Below are 16,890 nucleotides of genomic sequence, written 5' to 3' on the forward strand. Positions count from 1 at the left end.
GGGAGACTTCTCAGCCTCCCACGGCGATGCCGTAATGAACGAACAGGTTCTAGTTCTCGTAGCGGCTGCCGACGGCGCTGACGTTCTCCTGCGTCACGAGCTGCGCGCGTGTGTCGAGATTGGCCGCCGAGATACCGCGGTCGATCTGCAGGTAGAGCTGCATGACCGGCCAGAAGCCCTGCAGGAACGGCTGTTGGCCAAGGGCACCGGTGAGGGCGCCGGAACGCAGGGCTTCCTGCTGGGCCGGGCCGAGGTCGAAGCCGTAGGCGCAGATCTCGCCGGTCTTGCCCATCTGATCCACCGCCTTGGCGAGCGCCGGTGTGAACACATTGTTCCCCGCGAAGGCGCCGACCACGTCGCCCCGCGATTCGAACAGCGCCACGATGCCGTTGACCGGATCGTTGGGATTGACGTCGATGCCGGTGTTCTCCGGGCCGGCATCCACCTTGAAGTCTTGAAGCTTGCCCATGGCCTGGAGCTTCGTGACGACCGCGTTGAAGGCGGAGGTTACGCGGTTGTTGACCTCGATGTTGCCCATGGCGGTCGACGACGGCAGCAGGATGGAGCCGGACTCGATGCCCCGTTCCATCAGGCAGTCGACCAGGGCCTCGCCGGCGATGGCCGCGGCCGAGGCATCCTGACCGGTATGGCTGATGCCGCTGCGGTTATGGATGGTGCCGTCGTAGGAGTTGGTTGTGGCAACGGGAATTCCGTTCCGCATCGCAGTCTTGACGATATCGTCGTAGGCCCCGACCTGTGGCGTGGTCAGGATGAGGCCGTCGAGTTTCGGGTCCTGGATGATCTGATTCAGGATCTCGATTTCACGTGCCGGATCGTCGGTCGGCGATTCGGATCCCAGGAGCAGGATCTTGGCGCCGATCATGTTGCCGGCGACGGTCGCGCCGACATAGACCGGATCGAAGAAGCCGTTCCCGGCAGTATGCGTGACGATGGCGAAGGTCAGAACGCCGTCGTTGGAGTGGAAGTTCTTGGTGGCGGGGTCTTCCTTTGCTGCCTCTTCGAAGGAATAGCCGCCGACTGCCTTCTCCAAGGCGCCCGATTGAGCTGAGGCTTGTGAAACTGGGACCAAGATTAGCGCAACGAGAACGATGATTATTCTCTGTAACATTAGATCCTCCCCAATTTTGAGTTCGGCCGGTTACCTGTGCGAAAGCCCAGATTCCGGCTTTGGAAGCAGAACTGCGAACCTCGTCTTATCCGTTATCAAAAAGCTTGATAGAACAACCAGTACTATAGGGTATGCTTCAACAAGTCGTTCGTGAAGGCCACGGCGGCGGCCCGCAGTCCAACACATTGCCCATGACTGCCCCGGCATCTTCTGACTCCGGCCTTAGACCAGCGCCGCCGAGGTTTCAAATGCCAGTCAGCGCAAAGCCTTCTGGCGGCCATAGAGCAACAACATGGCAACAATGACGAGGCCGAAGACCACCTGCCGGAACGTATCGGCGGGTATGTCGAGGCCAAGCTGTGCGAAATAACGCTGGGGCTGCACCACCGAAAGCATTGATTGCAGGATGGTGATCAGAATAACCCCGGCGACGGTACCGGTATATTTGCCGCGACCACCGAGTACATTGGTTCCGCCGAGAATGATGGCGGCGATGGTCGGGAGCAGATAGGGATCCCCCATGGCCTGGTAGGATCGGTTGGCCCAACCGGCCAGCAGCACGCCCGTAGCGGCGGCGCAGGCGCCCGAAATCACGAAGCAGATCATGATCACCCGGCGGGTATCCACTCCGCTCAGGAACACCGCCCTTTCCTGGTTGCCGATCGCATAGATCTGCCGGCCGAGCGTTGTCCGGTTGAGCATGAACATGGTGGCGCCGCCCAGCACGATCCAGATCAACAGCGGGTTGGGCAAGCCGGGCACGAGATGCCCGACCGTGAGCTCGCGCATGAACGGCGTCGCTCGGTCCTGCGGCGCAAAGCCGCCCGTGTGATACACCATCAGTCCCTGAGCGACGGCGTTCATGCCGAGCGTGAAGATCATGGCGGGGGCGCGCAGATAGGCGACGCCCAGTCCGTTGATCGCGCCGATGGCGGCCCCACACAGAATGCCGAAGGGAATGGCGAGCACCACGCCCAGCTCGGGACCGAGGATACCGGCTGCGCCGGTCGCCATCATGCCGCCGACTGCAATTGTCCAGGGAATAGAAAGGTCGATATGGCCAAGCAGAATGACCAGCATCACGCCCGTGGCCGAGACACCGAGAAAGGCGGCGACATGAAGCTGTTGCAGAAGGTAATCCGACGACAGGAATGCCGGCTCGGCCAGCGCGCCGATAAGAAGGATTACAACGATGCAGGCAAAAGCGATCAGGGTCGCCCGGTCGAATTGCCTGAATATGACTCTTAACACCACCATTCCCGGTGTCCTATCGATACAGATCAAGTTTGTTTTTGATGCGCAGTACGCGCAGGGAGCCCATGCAGACGGCGACCAGCAGAACGATCCCGACAAACAGCGGCTGTAAGACCGGGTTGATGTCAAAGACGATCAGCAGATCGCCGACGGTCCGCATGACGAAAGCGCCGAAGATCGACCCGATGGCGCTTCCCACGCCGCCGAACAGCGATGTGCCGCCAATCACCACCGCGCCGATTGAATTAAGCGTGTAATCGTTGGCGATCGACAGCTTCGCCGCGCCCGAATAGGTGATCGCCGTCAATAACAGCCCGCCGATTGCGGCCAGCAGGCCCGAGAGGGCGAATGCGAGGATCTTCGCCCTTTCGATCGGCACGCCGGACATATAGGCGGCTTGCTCGGCCGATCCGATTGCATAGGCCGCACGGCCCAGCACCGAACGCCGGTATGGTATCCAGATGAACAGGACGACAAGAAGCAGCAAAATCGCTGAATGCGGTACGGCCAGGGTCGAGTTCGTCATGAAGTCGGCGAGTTCGAAATTGACCGATCCGCCGGGCTGAGGGCGCAGGGCCAGGGAAATGCCGAAGTAGACCGCCCCCATGGCGAGGGTGACGATCAGCGGTTGCAGCCGACCGTAGACAATGATGGCTCCGTTGATCGTGCCGCACAGAAGTCCCACCAATAGCACCGCCAGGATCCCGAACGTCGTCGAAACCGGATTGCCGACAACGACTGTCGAGGCCAGGCAGTTGGCAAGCACAAAGATGGCGCCCACTGACAGATCCAGACCTCCGACCAATACCGGCAGTGTCTGCGCCATCGCGACCAGAGCCAGCAACGCGCCCTTGTTGGACGCGGTGTTGACGATGTTGGCCGTCAGCGGGCCCGGCTGCTTCCAGGCGTAGGCCATGAACATAACCGCGAAGATCGCGATTGCGACCAGGATACCGCGCTGGGCGACCGAGAGGCGCATTTCGAATCTGCGGCGTCCCGTGCCGGCCCCGCTTCCGGCTGTTTCGGTGGGGGCGTTCATGTCGCAACCTCTCGTGCGCGTGCTGCCAAAGCAGTCTCATCGGTACCGGCTGGAAGGTTGAGGGCTGCCGAAACCAGATTGGTCTCGGTGAGCTGGTCGCCGGCAAGTGTTCGAACGATAGTGCCCCCATACATGACCAATACGCGGTCACAGCAGCCGATCAACTCGTCATAGTCGGTCGAGTAGAACAGAATGGCCGCGCCCTCCGACGCAAGCCGCTGCAAGAGTTGATAGATTTCCTGCTTGGTGCCGACATCGATGCCGCGGGTGGGATCGTTGAGCAGAATGATCCGCGGCCTGGTCATCAGCCATTTGCCGATGACCACCTTCTGCTGGTTGCCGCCGGATAGCGCGCCAACGGGCCCGTCAATGCCGTCTGATCGAATCTTGAGTAGGTCGATCATCTCGTCGATCGCCGCCTCTTCGGCCTTGAGATTAACAACACCGGCACGGCTGATCTGTTCGATGGAGGCGAAGGACAGGTTCTCGCGCACGGTCATGGGCAGCATCAGACCTTCGTTCTTACGGTCCTCGGGGATCAGCGCCATGCCTATCTCGTCGGACTTGGCCCGCTTCGGGCTCGACAGCTTGACCGGTTTGCCGTCGATCTCCACCGACCCCGTGGCTCCGATCAGGGTGCCGAACAGGCCGAGCAGCAATTGCCGCTGGCCCTGGCCATCCAGGCCCCCCAGGCCGACGATCTCGCCGGGCCGGATATCGAGATCGATGCCATCCAACTCGTTTTGCCAGCTAAAGCCACGAACCTTGAGTGCGGGCGCCGCCTCGAGCTTCTTGTCGGTCTTGGGCGGAAAAACGCTTTCATATTCGCGCCCGATCATCATTTCGACGATGGCGTTGTCGGACTTGGTGCCGGCTTTGAACGTTTCGACTTTTTGGCCATTGCGGTAGACCGTGCACACGTCGGCGAGTTCGGCGATCTCGTGCATGCGGTGCGATATGTAGATGATCGCCATGCCTTCCTCGCGAAGCTTGTGCAGCATGACAAACACTTTCTCGACGTCGGCCGCGGTCAGCGCCGAGGTCGCTTCGTCAAGGATGAGGATTTTTGGATTGCGGGCCAGGGCCTTGGCAATCTCAACCATCTGCCGCCGCGACAGCGACAGTTCGCGCACGGTCGTCGAGGGATGAATTCCCTCTCCGCCAACGCGGGCGAGAGCCTCTTCTGCCAGACGGCGCTGGGCCCGGTAGTCGATCAGGCCAAAGCGCTTCGGCGGGCGGGTAATGCCGATATTGTCGGCGACCGTGAGGTCGGGGAGCAGCGAGAGCTCCTGAAAAATACAGGCTATGCCGGCATCGTTCGCTTCGGTCGGATTGGCGAATTCGACCGCTTGACCGTCGAGTTCTATGGTCCCGGAATCGGGTTGCACCACACCGGACAGGACCTTGATCAGAGTAGACTTCCCGGCACCGTTCTCGCCGAGAAGGGCGTGAATGGTTCCCCGGTTTGCCTCGAAATGCACGTTCTCCAGCGCGCGAACACCACCGTAGTGCTTGGTGATGCCGGACATGCGCAGCAGAGGTGTCGGACCGGAATCAGCCACTTCGGAATTCCCGTACAAAGAAGTGCAGCCGGTGATCTCGTCACCGGCTGCACGCCAACCCTATGCGGTTTTAGTTGTTTTCGCCCGTCTGGGAGGCGATCTCCTCGGCTGTAAAGCCGATGTTGCAGGCTTCAAAGTTATTGCCTGCGAAGAAGCTGCCCGGCAGCGACGGAAACACGTCGACACCTTCCTTGAACGGCGCGTAGGAAATGGAAGTCGGCAAGGCGATGCTCTGTGGAACGACTTCACCTTTGAGCGCCGCAATGGCGGTCTTTATCGTCACAGACGACTGCGCCGGGCCGGTGCCACCGGATTGGCAGGTCAGGTTCTTGTCGTTGCAGAGCTGGCGGAAGGCATTCTCGGTTTCGCCGGAGATCGGCGCGGTGAATTTGCCCGCGTCGAGCATGGCCGTAGCCGTGCCTTGCGACCCGCCCTGTACATAGATGCCGTCGAAAACGCCACCAGCGGCGATAGCGTCGGCAGTGACTTTCTGTGCGTCGCCCGGCGCCCAGTTGCCGACGACGTCCGTCACTTCGACAGTACGTCCGGACGCACCAATCGCTTCATGAAAGCCGTCGTTGCGGGCGATGTCGACCGGTTGGCCGGCGGGGCCTCGCACGTGCAGGAACTTTGCCGGATTGGCGTTCGTCTTCGACAGCAGGAATTCGGCAGCGGCTCGACCCAGACCCTTCTGGTCGACATTAATGGCGATCTGGTTCGGATCGTCGATCACGTTGTCGAACGACAGCACCACGACATTGGCGGCGTTCGCCTTGCGGACCACCGACCCGAAGGCGGCGGTGTTGTTGGCGTTGATGATGATGGCATCGAAGCCCTGGTCGATGAAGTTGTTGGCCGCGGCGATCTGGGCGGCGATGTCCTCACCCACCGAGATGACCTTGAACTCTTTGATATCCTTGGCAACTTCGGGTTGGCTGGCATAGGCCTTGGCGACGGCGATCATCTGCACTCGCCAGTCATTGGCGATGAATCCGTTAACAAGCGCAATCTTGTAGGGCCCATTACGGGCAGGCCACTTGAAATAGGTCGTCTCGCCGGATACCGGTGCGAAGCAAGCTGGATCGGCGCCGGGGCCGGCCACTTTCTCGGGGCCAGCGGCTACAGCCTGCGAGATTGTCCCGGCGGCCAATAGGACAGCCAGGCTCATTCCGAAAATCGATTTCGTGAGCATACCTTTTCCTCCCTAGTGCCGGGGCCAGGCTGCGAGAGCACGGCCGCCGGCAGATTTTTGCTTTTTTGCCTTTGGACCCTGACGGCGGTGTTTCTTACCCTTGAGCCGCGTCAGGTACTCCTCTTTTTGATAGCGCTACCCTGAACCAGCTTGCGGAGGCAGTCAATCGGGTCGTTGGTGCAATGCGCGCCGGCGGGCCGATGCCGGGTTGCGCGAAAGGGGTGTTGGGCGAGACCCTTGGGTTGTATGGCAAATTTCGATCACGAGGGAGCGAGCGCTGCTGTTCAAGGCCCCGGTCCTTCGCTACCATCCTACCGAGATACGCAACAGTTCGGAGCCCGGCAGCGGCATGAAACACGCGACTCGCAGCTTTGCGCTCGGCCTGGTGGCCGTGCCGCTTTCCTTGGCCTTGCTGTCGGGACCGGTTTCCGCCGGCTGTGGTGACAGTCCGGCTGCCGGGGTCGACTGGACGAAGTGCGAAAAGCGGCGGCTGATCCTGCGGGAGCGCGACCTCAGCAAGGGCACCTTCCTGCGCACCGATTTCAGCCGCAGCGATCTGGCCGGGGCCAAGCTGATGGGTGCCGACCTGAGCGAGGCGAATTTCGAGCACGCGCGCCTGGCCGGAGCCGACCTGTCCCAGGCGGTGCTCATCGAGTCCAGCGGCGATCGCGCCGATTTCAGCGGGGCCGTGCTGCGCGAAGCGAACCTGAGCAAGGCGGAGATGGGGCGCACGGACTTCACCGGCGCCGACTTCACCGGGGCTAACATAGCGAAGGCCGAAATGGGACGCGCCGTCCTTGCCGACGCCAATCTGGAAGGGGCCAACCTGAAGCGCGCCGAGATCGCCCGCGCGGTCTTCAAGGGCGCCAAGCTGGCCGGCAGCGACTTCACCGGTGCCTATACCTACCTGACACACTTTGAAGGCGCCGATCTCTCGGGGGTAAAGGGTCTCACCCAGCGTCAGCTCGATGATGCCTGCGGCGACGGCACGACCAAGCTGCCTGCGGGACTCAGTGCGCCGGAGAACTGGCCCTGCGGCCAGGAGTAATCCCAAACCTGTTGAATTTCCGTACGCCGTGGCGCCTGCCTGCGTCGTGCCGCTGCGCGCGGGCATTCGCGGCGGGGGACGAAGAGGGCCCCCAATTGGAATGATGTAATCCCATCATTTGGCTTCCCGGAACCTTTAACGAAGTTAAGAATTCAGCCTGTTGACAGGGCGTGTGCGTACGTCAACTATGACCCGCAAGAATGAAGAGTCGCCTGAACGAACAACCGTGGCGCGCAAGCCGGGCCGCGGCACCAACAGGGAGGAAGTGATGAAAGGTTTCATGCGTGGAGTTTCCGCGGCGATTGTCGCTGCGGGTGTGACGCTGGCGGCGGTCCCCGCCTTGGCGCAGGATCTGGTGGTCGGCGTCAGCTGGTCGAACTTCCAGGAAGAGCGCTGGAAGACCGACGAGGCCGCCATCAAGGCGGAGCTCGAGAAGCTGGGGGCGAAGTACATCTCCGCCGACGCACAGTCCTCCAACGAAAAACAGATCGCCGATATCGAGGGCCTCATCGCCCGCGGGGCCAATGCGCTGATCGTTCTGGCGCAGGATGCCTCCGCCGTGGTGCCGGCTGTCGCCAAGGCCAAGGCCGAGGGCATCCCCGTGGTCGGTTACGACCGCCTCATCGAGGTGCCGGACGTTTTCTACCTGACCTTCGACAACAAGGAAGTCGGGCGCATCCAGGCCCGCGAAGTGTTGAAGCGTCAGCCCGAAGGCAATTACGTCTTCATCAAGGGCTCTTCGGCCGATCCCAACGCCGACTTCCTGCATTCGGGCCAGCTCGAGGTGCTGCAGTCGGCCATCGATGCCGGCAAGATCAAGGTTGTGGGTGAGCAGTACACCGATGGCTGGCTGCCGGAGAACGCCCAGAAGAACATGGAGCAGATCCTCACCGCCAACGACAACAAGATCGACGCCGTGGTCGCCTCCAACGACGGCACCGCCGGCGGCGTGGTGGCGGCGCTGACGGCCCAGGGCCTGGAAGGCCTGCCGGTCTCCGGCCAGGACGGCGACCATGCCGCCCTCAACCGGGTCGCCAGGGGCCTGCAGACGGTCAGCGTCTGGAAGGACGCGCGCGAGCTCGGCAAGGCCGCGGCGGACATCGCCGTGCAGCTTGCCAAGGGCACCGGGCCGACGGCGATCGCCGGCGCCGAGAAGTGGAGCGGCGGGCCCAAGGGCGTCGAGATGAACGCCATCTTCCTGAAGCCGATTCCCATCACCAAGGACAACCTTGACCTGGTGATCGAAGCCGGCTGGGTGAGCCAGGACGTGGTCTGCCAGGGTGTCGATGGCGGCATGGCGCCCGGGGCCTGCAAGTAGGCTGCGCCTGCAAGCAAGGCTTTTCACCTGAAAAGGCCGGAAGGGTCGGGCAGCCTCGGGCGCCCGACCCTCCCGGATTTCCAGCGCATCCAAGTTCCGTTGCAGATGTAGGTAGGCCATGGCGAGTCACGTCGAAGCCAAAGAAGTCGAGCCGGAGGCGGCAGCGCCCACGGCTTTACGCCTGGGGGCGGTCGAGCAGTTTTCTCGCCTGACCGGCCTTGATACGCGCCTTCTGGCCATGCTGGGGGCCCTGGTCGTCATCTGGGTCGTGTTGGATTTTCTCTCCGGCGGCCTCTTCCTGACGCCCCGCAATCTGTTCAACCTGGCGGTCCAGGGATCTGCCGTGGGGATCATGGCGACCGGCATGGTGCTGGTCATCGTCGCCCGCCACATCGATCTCTCGGTGGGTTCGGTGTTGGGCTTTATCGGCATGTCCATCGCCTTCCTGCAGGTCGAGGTCTTTCCCCTGGGGGCCGCCTGGAACTGGCCGCTGACCATCGTGGCGGGGCTGGCGCTGGGCGCTTTGGTCGGGCTGTGGCAGGGCGCCTGGGTGGCCTACGGCGGCGTGCCCGCCTTCGTCGTGACCCTGGGTGGCCTGCTGATCTTCCGCGGCGGCGCCTTCGAGATCACCGACGGCCGCACGGTGGCGCCGCTCGACCCGGTCTACCAGCTGCTCGGCGGCGGCGTCGACGGGTCCATCGGCGCGACGCCCAGCTGGGTGCTGGGATTGATCGCCGTGGCCGCGGTGGTGTTCTTCTCGTTGAAGGCCAGAACCAAGCGCGCCCGCTACGGTTTCCCGATAAAGCCGCTGTGGGCCGAGATCGCCATGATCTGCGCCTGGTCGGCGCTCATCATCGGCTTTGTCATAGTGATGAACGCCTACACCAAGCCGCGCAGCGACATCCCGCGCGGCATCCCGGTGCCGGTGCTGATCCTGCTGGCGGTGGTCATCGTCATGACCTTCGTCGCCCGCTTCACCACCTTCGGGCGCTACGTCTTCGCCATGGGCGGCAACCCGGAGGCGGCGGCGCTCTCGGGCATCAATGTGAAGCGCACGACGATCATGATCTTCGTGGTTATGGGCATGCTCTGCGCCGTCGCCGCGGTGGTCACCACGGCGCGCCTCAATGCCGGCACCAACTCCATGGGCACCCTGGCGGAGCTCAACGTGATCGCCGCGGCGGTGATCGGCGGCACCTCGCTGGCCGGTGGGTTGGGCACCATTCCGGGCGCCATCCTGGGCGCCGTCATTATGCAGAGCCTCGACAACGGCATGGTGCTGCTGGGCGTCTCCAGCTCGCTGCGCAGCATCGTCATCGGCCTGGTGCTGATCTGCGCGGTGTGGTTCGACGTCGTCTACAACCGCAACCGGCGCTGAGGAGAGGAACATGTCCACACCCCCGGCATCTGCTCCCCTGGTGGAGATGCGCAACATCTCCAAGCGTTTCGGCGGCGTGCACGCGGTCGACGACGTCTCCGTCGACCTATATCCCGGCGAGGTGGTTGGGCTGCTGGGTCACAACGGGGCTGGCAAGTCGACCCTGATCAAGATGCTGGCCGGCGCCTATCCGGCCGACAGCGGCGAGATCTATATCAGCGGCGAGAAGGTGGCCATCGAGACGCCGCGCGACGCCCGGCGCTACGGCATTGAGACCATTTATCAGACGCTGGCGCTGGCCGACAACCTGGACGCTCCGGCCAACCTCTTTCTGGGGCGCGAGCTGCGCACGTCGCTGGGGCTGCTGGACGACGACGCCATGGAGCACGAGGCGCGTGCCGTGCTGCACCGCCTCAATCCCAACTTCAAGAACATCAAGGATCCGGTGAAGAACATGTCCGGCGGCCAGCGCCAGTCGGTGGCCATCGCCCGTGCCATTCTCTTCAACGCCAAGATCCTGATCATGGACGAGCCGACGGCGGCGCTGGGCCCGCAGGAGACCGCCATGGTCGCGGAGCTGATCAAGCAGTTGAAGAAGGAAGGCATCGGCATCTTTCTCATCAGCCACGATCTGCACGACGTCTTCGACCTTTCCGATCGCGTGTCGGTGATGAAGAACGGCCGCCTGGTCGGCACCCGCGATACTTCCAAGGTGACCAAGGACGAGGTTCTCGGCATGATCATCCTCGGCAAGCTGCCGGAGGAGGAGACGCCCGAGGAGCTTGCCGAGCTGCACTAGGCCGTCCCCGCCTCAAGCTTATTTCCGCCGGAACGATATATTTTCGAAAGGATCCCGCTATGACCGCCATCTATCCCAGCCTGAAAGGCCGTGTCGTCTTCATCACCGGAGGCGGCAGCGGGATCGGCGCTTCCATCGTGGAGCACTTCTGCCAGCAGGGCGCCAAGGTCGGTTTTGTCGACATCGACGACACGGCTTCCGGCGACCTGGTGGAGGCGATGGCCGCGGCGGGGCACCACAAGCCGGTCTACGTGAACTGTGACCTGCGCGACATTGAGGCCCTGCGCAGCGCCATCGGCACGGTGCGCGCCGCGCTCGGTCCCATCACGGTGCTGGTCAACAATGCCGCCAACGACCAGCGTCACGCCATCGACGAGGTGACGCCGGAATACTGGGACGACCGGGTCGCGGTTAACCTGAAGCATCAGTTCTTCGCCGCGCAGGCCATCTACCCGGACATGGAGGCCGCCGGCGGCGGCGCCATCGTCAACCTGGGCTCGGTCTCCTGGATCATCGGGCAAGGCGGCATGCCGTGTTACACCACGTCGAAGTCGGCGGTGGCCGGGCTCACCCGATCCCTGGCGCGCGACCTGGGACCGAAGAATATCCGTGTGAACTGCGTGGTGCCGGGCTGGATCATGACCCAGCGCCAGATCGACCTCTGGCTGACGCCGGACAGCGAAGCCGAGCTGATGGAACGCCAGTGCCTCAAGCGGAAACTCGTTCCGGCGGATATCGCCCGGGCGGTGCTGTTCTTCGCGGCGGAGGATTCCGGCGGTTGCACCAACCAGAGCTACATCGTCGACGGCGGCTGGGTGTAGGCCGGCGAATTGGTGAAGGGGGCGACGGGCAGGAGGGGGCTGGAAGCGGCCACCGCCCTTAGCGCCGCTCTGCCGCAGGCGGTGGCCACTTCGCCTGAAGGCAGGGGATAGGTCCGCTGCTTCAGTTTCGTGTCGGACGGTCTCCATCCAAAAGACCGCCTTTTGCCGGCGCCGCTGAGCGAAGCCGTCGAGGGCCGGCTGTCTATACCTACGAGCGCGGGCCGCGAGTCGTTTCACCCCCGGCGATATTTTTTTCCGCCCGCGGGGGAGAGGGCCGGGCCACCGGCCCGGCGCGGTGAATTCCCACATTTGAGAAAGCCCTGGCCTCAGGAACAGGCCGGTGGGGTACTTTGTGTATCCAAGTGGCAACAATTTATGGGGCCAGGGGCTGAATCGCCCAGGATTCCTGTTATCTTCGCCAAGGCAATTGGTTAGAAGCGCCAGACAGGCGTTTCACTAAGCTGTGGTACAGAAGACCGGCCGTGGCACCCGGCTCGGTACCCTTGCTGTGGCGGCGGCAGGGTGCCGCAGCGGCAGGCGGGATCAGTGGAAAACCGCGGCAGCCTATCGGCCAGGGGCGAACCCGGCCGGGCGGGACTGGGAGGATCGATGGTCAGGAGTGTGTTGGATACCGGTCAGGAAGCCGTCAATACCTGCCCGGAAGTCGCCGACGAGATCAAGCAAACCACCTGCTACATGTGCGCCTGCCGTTGCGGCATCAACGTCTACTTGAAAGACGGCAAGGTCCGCTATCTGGAAGGCAACCCCGACCACCCGGTGAACCAGGGCGTGCTCTGCGCCAAGGGGTCGGCGGGCATCATGCAGCACTATTCGCCGGCGCGACTGTCCAAGCCCCTGCTGCGCACGGGTGAGCGCGGCAGCGGCGAATTCAAGGAGATCGAGTGGGACGAGGCCCTGGCGCTGGCCAGCGAGTGGCTGGGCGAGGTGCGCCAGACCGATCCCCGGCGGCTTGCCTTCTTCACCGGCCGCGACCAGAGCCAGTCCCTGACCGGCTGGTGGGCGATGCAGTACGGCACCCCGAACTTCGCGGCCCACGGCGGTTTCTGCTCGGTCAACATGGCAGCTGCCGGGCTCTATTCCATCGGCGGCTCCTTCTGGGAGTTCGGCGAGCCGGACTGGGACCATACCCGCTACTTCATGCTGTTCGGCGTCGCCGAGGACCACGACTCCAACCCCATCAAGGCCGGGCTCGGCCGCATGAAGACAAAAGGCCAGGCCAAGTTCGTCTCGGTGAACCCGGTGAAGACCGGCTATTCGGCAATCGCCGACGAATGGATCGGCCTGCGCCCCGGCACCGACGGCCTCTTCGTTCTGGCCCTGGTGCACGAGCTCTTGAAGGCGGAGAAGATCGACTGGGACTTCCTCGGCCGCTACACCAACGCCACCTGGCTCGTGATCGACGACCCCGAGGGCCCGGAGGACGGGCTCTTCCTGCGCAATCCCGAAGGCGCGACGCTGTGCTGGGACACGGCCCGCGGGGAACCGGTGCCGACCGCCGACGTCACCGCCAAGGCCGCCGTGGTCGGGCGCTTTGCGCTGTCCGACGGCCGCGCGGCGGTGCCGGTCTTCGAACTGCTGGCCAAGCGCTACCTCGACCCGGTCTACGCGCCGGAGGCGGTGGCCGAGCGCGTCGGCATTCCCACTGCCACCATCAGGCGCATCGCCGCCGAACTGGCCGAGGCCGCCTTCGAGAAGGAAGTGGTGCTGGATGTCGCCTGGACCGACTGGGCCGGGCGCAAACACGACAAGATGATCGGCCGCCCGGTCTCCATGCATGCCATGCGCGGCATCTCCGCCCATTCCAACGGCTTCCACAGCTGCCGGGCCATCCACCTGTTGCAGATGCTGCTGGGCTCCATCGACTGCCCCGGGGGCTTCGGCTACAAGGCGCCGTTCCCCAAGCTGATCCCGCCCAGCCCCCTGCCGGCCGGCAAGACGGCGGCGCCGGAGCGGCCGCTGCCCGGCATGCCGCTGGGATTTCCGCTCGGCCCGGACGACCTGCTGGTAGACGCCGAGGGGCGGCCGACGCGCCTCGACAAGGCCTACAGCTGGGAGTTTCCGCTGGCCGCCCACGGCCTGATGCACATGGTGATCCACAACGCCTGGGCCGGCGATCCCTATCCGATCGACGTGCTGATGATGTACATGGCGAACATGGGGTGGAACTCCTCCATGAACGTCCAGGGCACCTTGAAGTACCTGACGGACAAGGACCCGGAGACCGGCGACTACAAGATCCCGAAGATCATCTACTCCGATGCCTACTATTCGGAGATGGTGCCCTACGCGGACCTGATCCTGCCGGACACCACCTACCTGGAGCGCTGGGACTGCATCTCCCTGCTGGACCGTCCGATCAGCAGCGCCCACGGTCCCGGTGACGCCATCCGCCAGCCGGTCTGCGCGCCCGACCGCGATGTGCGGCCTTTTCAGGACGTCCTGATCGACCTGGCCGGCCGGCTGCAGCTTCCCACCTTCGTCTACCTCGACGGCGAGCCGAAGTATCCCGGCGGCTACCCGGACTACATCGCCAACCATGAGCGGACCCCCGGCATCGGCCCGCTGGCCGGCTGGCGCGGCCCCGAGGGCAAGCAGCAGGGCACCGGCGCGCCGAACCCGGACCAGCTGCAGCGCTATATCGAGAACGGCTGCTTCTGGACCCACAAGCTGTCGCCGGACCAGCTCTACTTCAAGCATGCCAACAAGAGCTACCTGGCCTTCGCCAAGAAAATGGGCTGGATCCCGACGGAAGAGCCCATCGTGATGCAGCTCTACAGCGAGATCCTGCAGAAGTTCCGCTTGGCGGCGCGCGGACACGGCAAGGTACAGCCGCCCGACGGCGAGCGCGCCCGCGTCGAAGCCTATTTCGACCCGCTGCCGATCTGGTATCCGCCCATGGAGGAGGAAGCGTTGGACGGCGAGGACTTCTCCCTCCACGCCATCACTCAGCGCCCCATGCACATGTACCACTCCTGGGGTTCGCAGAACGCCTGGCTGCGCCAGATCACCGCGCGCAATCGCCTCTACGTGCATCCGGAGACAGCGGCGCGCTTCGGCATCGCCGACGACGACTGGGTCTGGGTCGTCAGCCCGCACGGCCGGGTGAAGGGGCAGGTGCGGTTGATGCACGGCGTCAATCCGTCGACCGTGTGGACCTGGAATGCCATCGGTAAGCGCCGCGGCGCCTGGGGCCTGGATCCGGAAGCGCCGGAGAGCAACCGCGGCTTCCTGCTGAACCACATCATCTCGGAGCTGCTGCCGGAGCGCGAGGGCGGCCACCGCTACTCCAACTCCGACCCGGTGACCGGCCAGGCCGCCTGGTACGACCTGCGCGTCCGCCTGGAACGCTGCCGGCCCGGAGAAGAAGGCGCGACCGACCCCCTGATGGAAGCGGTGAAGGCGCCGCCGCGGCGCGGCCTCGACGAGGGCGGCAAGCTGCGCTACGGCGCCGAGCTGAAGGACCGCAGGGCCGCCGTCGCGGGCCAGGGGACGCCTTTCCAGGAATGGATCGGCAACCGCCATGAGGTCTCGGTGACCGTACCCGGCGTCGCCGACGGCAAGGGCAACGTGAAGAAGCCGGGCGGCGGCGGGGAGGGCGGCGCATGACCAGCTTGCCGCGCAATGCCGGCCCGGTGAAGCTGGGCCTGGTCATCGACCTCGACATCTGCGTCGGCTGCCACGCCTGCGCGGTGAACTGCAAGGAGTGGAACACCTCCGGCCATTCCGCGCCGCTGACCGACAGCGACCCCTACGGGGCCGACCCCAGCGGCGTATGGTTCAATCGCATCCACACCTTCGAGGTGGTGAACGAGGCCGGCGACAGCCGTACCGTCCACTTCCCCAAGTCCTGCCTGCACTGCGAGGAGGCGCCCTGCGTCACCGTCTGCCCGACCGGCGCCTCCTACAAGCGCCAGGAGGACGGCATCGTGCTGGTCAACGCCGAGGCCTGCATCGGCTGCAAGCTGTGCTCCTGGGCCTGCCCCTACGGCGCGCGGGAATATGATGAGGACGTGGGCGTGATGAAGAAGTGCACGCTTTGCGTCGACAAGATCTACAACGAGAACCTGGACCCGCGCAGCCGCGCCCCGGCCTGCGTCTCGACCTGCCCGGCCGGGGCGCGCCACTTCGGCGACCTGGGCGATCCGCAGTCGGAGGTCTCGCTGCTGGTGGCCGCGCGGGGCGGCTACGAGCTGATGCCCGAGCAGGAGTGCAAGCCGGTGAACCGCTACCTGCCGCCGCGCCCCAAGCGCCAGACGCCGGCGGTCGACTCCGGCGCCGCCCTGCAGCCCGCCACGCCCGAGGGCGAAGCGGCCGGTCTGCTGGCCCGCTGGGTCGACCGGGTGCTGAGTCGTTAGGAAAGGGGGTCAGCGGTGCATCCGGCGAAATCGGTCATTCTCTTCACCACGGCCTCGGGCGCGGGCTACGGGCTGCTCGCCTGGCTCGGACTGCTGGCGGCTTTCGGCGTCCTGCCCTCCGAGCGCTGGTTCGGCCTCGCGGCTTTCGCCCTGGGCCTCGGACTGGTGGTGACGGGCCTGCTGTCCTCCACCCTGCACCTCGGTCACCCGGAGCGGGCCTGGCGGGCGCTCACCCAGTGGCGCTCTTCCTGGCTGTCGCGCGAGGGCGTGGCGGCGGTCGTAACCTTCCTGCCGGTTGGGCTTTTCGCTTTCTACTGGATCGTCGACGGGACCAACAGCGACACCTTGGCGGTGGTGGGGTTGCTGGCCAGCCTCTGCTGCCTGGTAACGGTGATCTGCACGGCGATGATCTATGCCTCGCTCAGGACCATACGGGCCTGGGCCTCGCCCTGGACACTGCCGAGTTATCTGGTGCTCTCGGCGCTTTCCGGGGCGGTGCTGCTGAACCTGCTGCTGCAGCTCTGGGGGCTGCCGCACAACGGCGCCTTCGCCTGGATGGCGGCGGCTCTGTTCATCCTGGCGGGGCTGGTGAAGGTGCTCTACTGGCGCAATGTGATGTATGGCGAGCCCGCCGGCACCGCGGAGTCGGCGACTGGCCTGGGGCCGCAGGGCCGGGTGCGCCTCCTTGAAGCGCCGCACAGCGAATCTAGTTATCTGATGCAGGAGATGGGTTTCAGGATTGCGCGCAAGCACGCCGAGAAGCTGCGCCGCCTGACGCTGCTGGGCGGCTTCCTGGCACCCTTCGTGCTGATCGTGGTGGGCCAGGCGGCGCCGGGGCTCGGCAGCCTGCTGGCGGCCCTCGCCAGCCTGCCGCTGCTGGCCGCCGGGCTGGCGGTGGAGCGCTGGCTCTTCTTCGCCGAGGCCAAGCACGTGGTCACCCTTTACTACGGGGAGAGCCGTGCGTGACCTGGGTT

Annotated in this window: 13 protein-coding genes; 8 read left to right on the plus strand and 5 right to left on the minus strand. The window is 64.5% G+C overall.

Annotation, left to right across the window (positions count from 1 at the left end; translation table 11 throughout):
- Window positions 1–49: 49 nt before the first annotated feature.
- The 5 genes from H7X47_RS13110 to H7X47_RS13130 all read right to left on the minus strand — a co-directional run bounded on the left by H7X47_RS13110 (window position 50) and on the right by H7X47_RS13130 (window position 6,176).
- Window positions 50–1,051, minus strand: coding sequence for a substrate-binding domain-containing protein (locus H7X47_RS13110; protein WP_227010448.1), 1,002 nt, complete (start codon window positions 1,049–1,051; stop codon window positions 50–52).
- A 333-nt stretch (window positions 1,052–1,384) separates the two neighbouring features.
- Entirely contained in the window at window positions 1,385–2,386 is a 1,002-nt protein-coding gene (locus tag H7X47_RS13115; RefSeq protein WP_193369140.1) for an ABC transporter permease, read from the minus strand.
- Between the two features lie 10 nt (window positions 2,387–2,396).
- The gene (locus tag H7X47_RS13120; RefSeq protein ID WP_322096484.1) at window positions 2,397–3,422 is read right to left on the minus strand and encodes an ABC transporter permease; all 1,026 of its coding nucleotides are present in this window, start codon (window positions 3,420–3,422) and stop codon (window positions 2,397–2,399) included.
- The gene (locus tag H7X47_RS13125) at window positions 3,419–4,984 is read right to left on the minus strand and encodes a sugar ABC transporter ATP-binding protein (RefSeq protein ID WP_322096485.1); all 1,566 of its coding nucleotides are present in this window, start codon (window positions 4,982–4,984) and stop codon (window positions 3,419–3,421) included. Before H7X47_RS13125 ends, H7X47_RS13120 begins: the two co-directional genes overlap by 4 nt.
- Window positions 4,985–5,054: 70 nt before the next feature.
- The gene (locus tag H7X47_RS13130; RefSeq protein WP_227010449.1) at window positions 5,055–6,176 is read right to left on the minus strand and encodes a substrate-binding domain-containing protein; all 1,122 of its coding nucleotides are present in this window, start codon (window positions 6,174–6,176) and stop codon (window positions 5,055–5,057) included.
- Between the two features lie 349 nt (window positions 6,177–6,525).
- Here H7X47_RS13130 and H7X47_RS13135 point away from each other — a divergent pair, with 349 nt between their 5' ends.
- From H7X47_RS13135 to H7X47_RS13170, 8 genes are all read left to right on the plus strand, one after another.
- The gene (locus H7X47_RS13135; protein WP_193369141.1) at window positions 6,526–7,224 is read left to right on the plus strand and encodes a pentapeptide repeat-containing protein; all 699 of its coding nucleotides are present in this window, start codon (window positions 6,526–6,528) and stop codon (window positions 7,222–7,224) included.
- Between the two features lie 280 nt (window positions 7,225–7,504).
- A complete protein-coding gene (gene xylF, locus H7X47_RS13140) occupies window positions 7,505–8,542 on the plus strand; it encodes a D-xylose ABC transporter substrate-binding protein (protein ID WP_322096486.1) in 1,038 nt (345 codons plus the stop codon).
- Between the two features lie 118 nt (window positions 8,543–8,660).
- Window positions 8,661–9,920, plus strand: coding sequence for a sugar ABC transporter permease (locus H7X47_RS13145; RefSeq protein WP_193369143.1), 1,260 nt, complete (start codon window positions 8,661–8,663; stop codon window positions 9,918–9,920).
- A gap of 10 nt (window positions 9,921–9,930) precedes the next feature.
- Window positions 9,931–10,719 (plus strand): ATP-binding cassette domain-containing protein, encoded by a 789-nt coding sequence (locus H7X47_RS13150; protein WP_193369144.1) that lies wholly within the window; start codon window positions 9,931–9,933, stop codon window positions 10,717–10,719.
- 59 nt (window positions 10,720–10,778) lie between these two features.
- Window positions 10,779–11,540: an SDR family NAD(P)-dependent oxidoreductase gene (locus tag H7X47_RS13155; protein WP_193369145.1), complete on the plus strand. Its 762-nt coding sequence runs from the start codon at window positions 10,779–10,781 to the stop codon at window positions 11,538–11,540.
- A 609-nt stretch (window positions 11,541–12,149) separates the two neighbouring features.
- Window positions 12,150–15,167: a molybdopterin oxidoreductase family protein gene (locus H7X47_RS13160; RefSeq protein ID WP_193369146.1), complete on the plus strand. Its 3,018-nt coding sequence runs from the start codon at window positions 12,150–12,152 to the stop codon at window positions 15,165–15,167.
- Entirely contained in the window at window positions 15,164–15,916 is a 753-nt protein-coding gene (locus H7X47_RS13165) for a 4Fe-4S dicluster domain-containing protein (RefSeq protein ID WP_193369147.1), read from the plus strand. Before H7X47_RS13160 ends, H7X47_RS13165 begins: the two co-directional genes overlap by 4 nt.
- 15 nt (window positions 15,917–15,931) lie before the next feature.
- The gene (locus tag H7X47_RS13170) at window positions 15,932–16,882 is read left to right on the plus strand and encodes a dimethyl sulfoxide reductase anchor subunit family protein (protein WP_193369148.1); all 951 of its coding nucleotides are present in this window, start codon (window positions 15,932–15,934) and stop codon (window positions 16,880–16,882) included.
- Window positions 16,883–16,890 lie beyond the last annotated feature (8 nt).

It is taken from the genome of Pelagibius marinus (assembly GCF_014925385.1).
In the GTDB taxonomy this organism is placed as follows: Bacteria; Pseudomonadota; Alphaproteobacteria; order Kiloniellales; family Kiloniellaceae; genus Pelagibius; species Pelagibius marinus.

Coding starts and splice junctions, on each gene's coding strand:
- H7X47_RS13115 (WP_193369140.1), bottom strand. CDS start 2,386: ATGGTGGTGTTAAGAGTCATATTCAGGCAATTCGACCGGGCGACCCTG.
- H7X47_RS13120 (WP_322096484.1), bottom strand. CDS start 3,422: ATGAACGCCCCCACCGAAACAGCCGGAAGCGGGGCCGGCACGGGACGC.
- H7X47_RS13130 (WP_227010449.1), bottom strand. CDS start 6,176: ATGCTCACGAAATCGATTTTCGGAATGAGCCTGGCTGTCCTATTGGCC.
- H7X47_RS13135 (WP_193369141.1), top strand. CDS start 6,526: ATGAAACACGCGACTCGCAGCTTTGCGCTCGGCCTGGTGGCCGTGCCG.
- xylF (WP_322096486.1), top strand. CDS start 7,505: ATGCGTGGAGTTTCCGCGGCGATTGTCGCTGCGGGTGTGACGCTGGCG.
- H7X47_RS13145 (WP_193369143.1), top strand. CDS start 8,661: ATGGCGAGTCACGTCGAAGCCAAAGAAGTCGAGCCGGAGGCGGCAGCG.
- H7X47_RS13150 (WP_193369144.1), top strand. CDS start 9,931: ATGTCCACACCCCCGGCATCTGCTCCCCTGGTGGAGATGCGCAACATC.
- H7X47_RS13155 (WP_193369145.1), top strand. CDS start 10,779: ATGACCGCCATCTATCCCAGCCTGAAAGGCCGTGTCGTCTTCATCACC.
- H7X47_RS13160 (WP_193369146.1), top strand. CDS start 12,150: ATGGTCAGGAGTGTGTTGGATACCGGTCAGGAAGCCGTCAATACCTGC.
- H7X47_RS13165 (WP_193369147.1), top strand. CDS start 15,164: ATGACCAGCTTGCCGCGCAATGCCGGCCCGGTGAAGCTGGGCCTGGTC.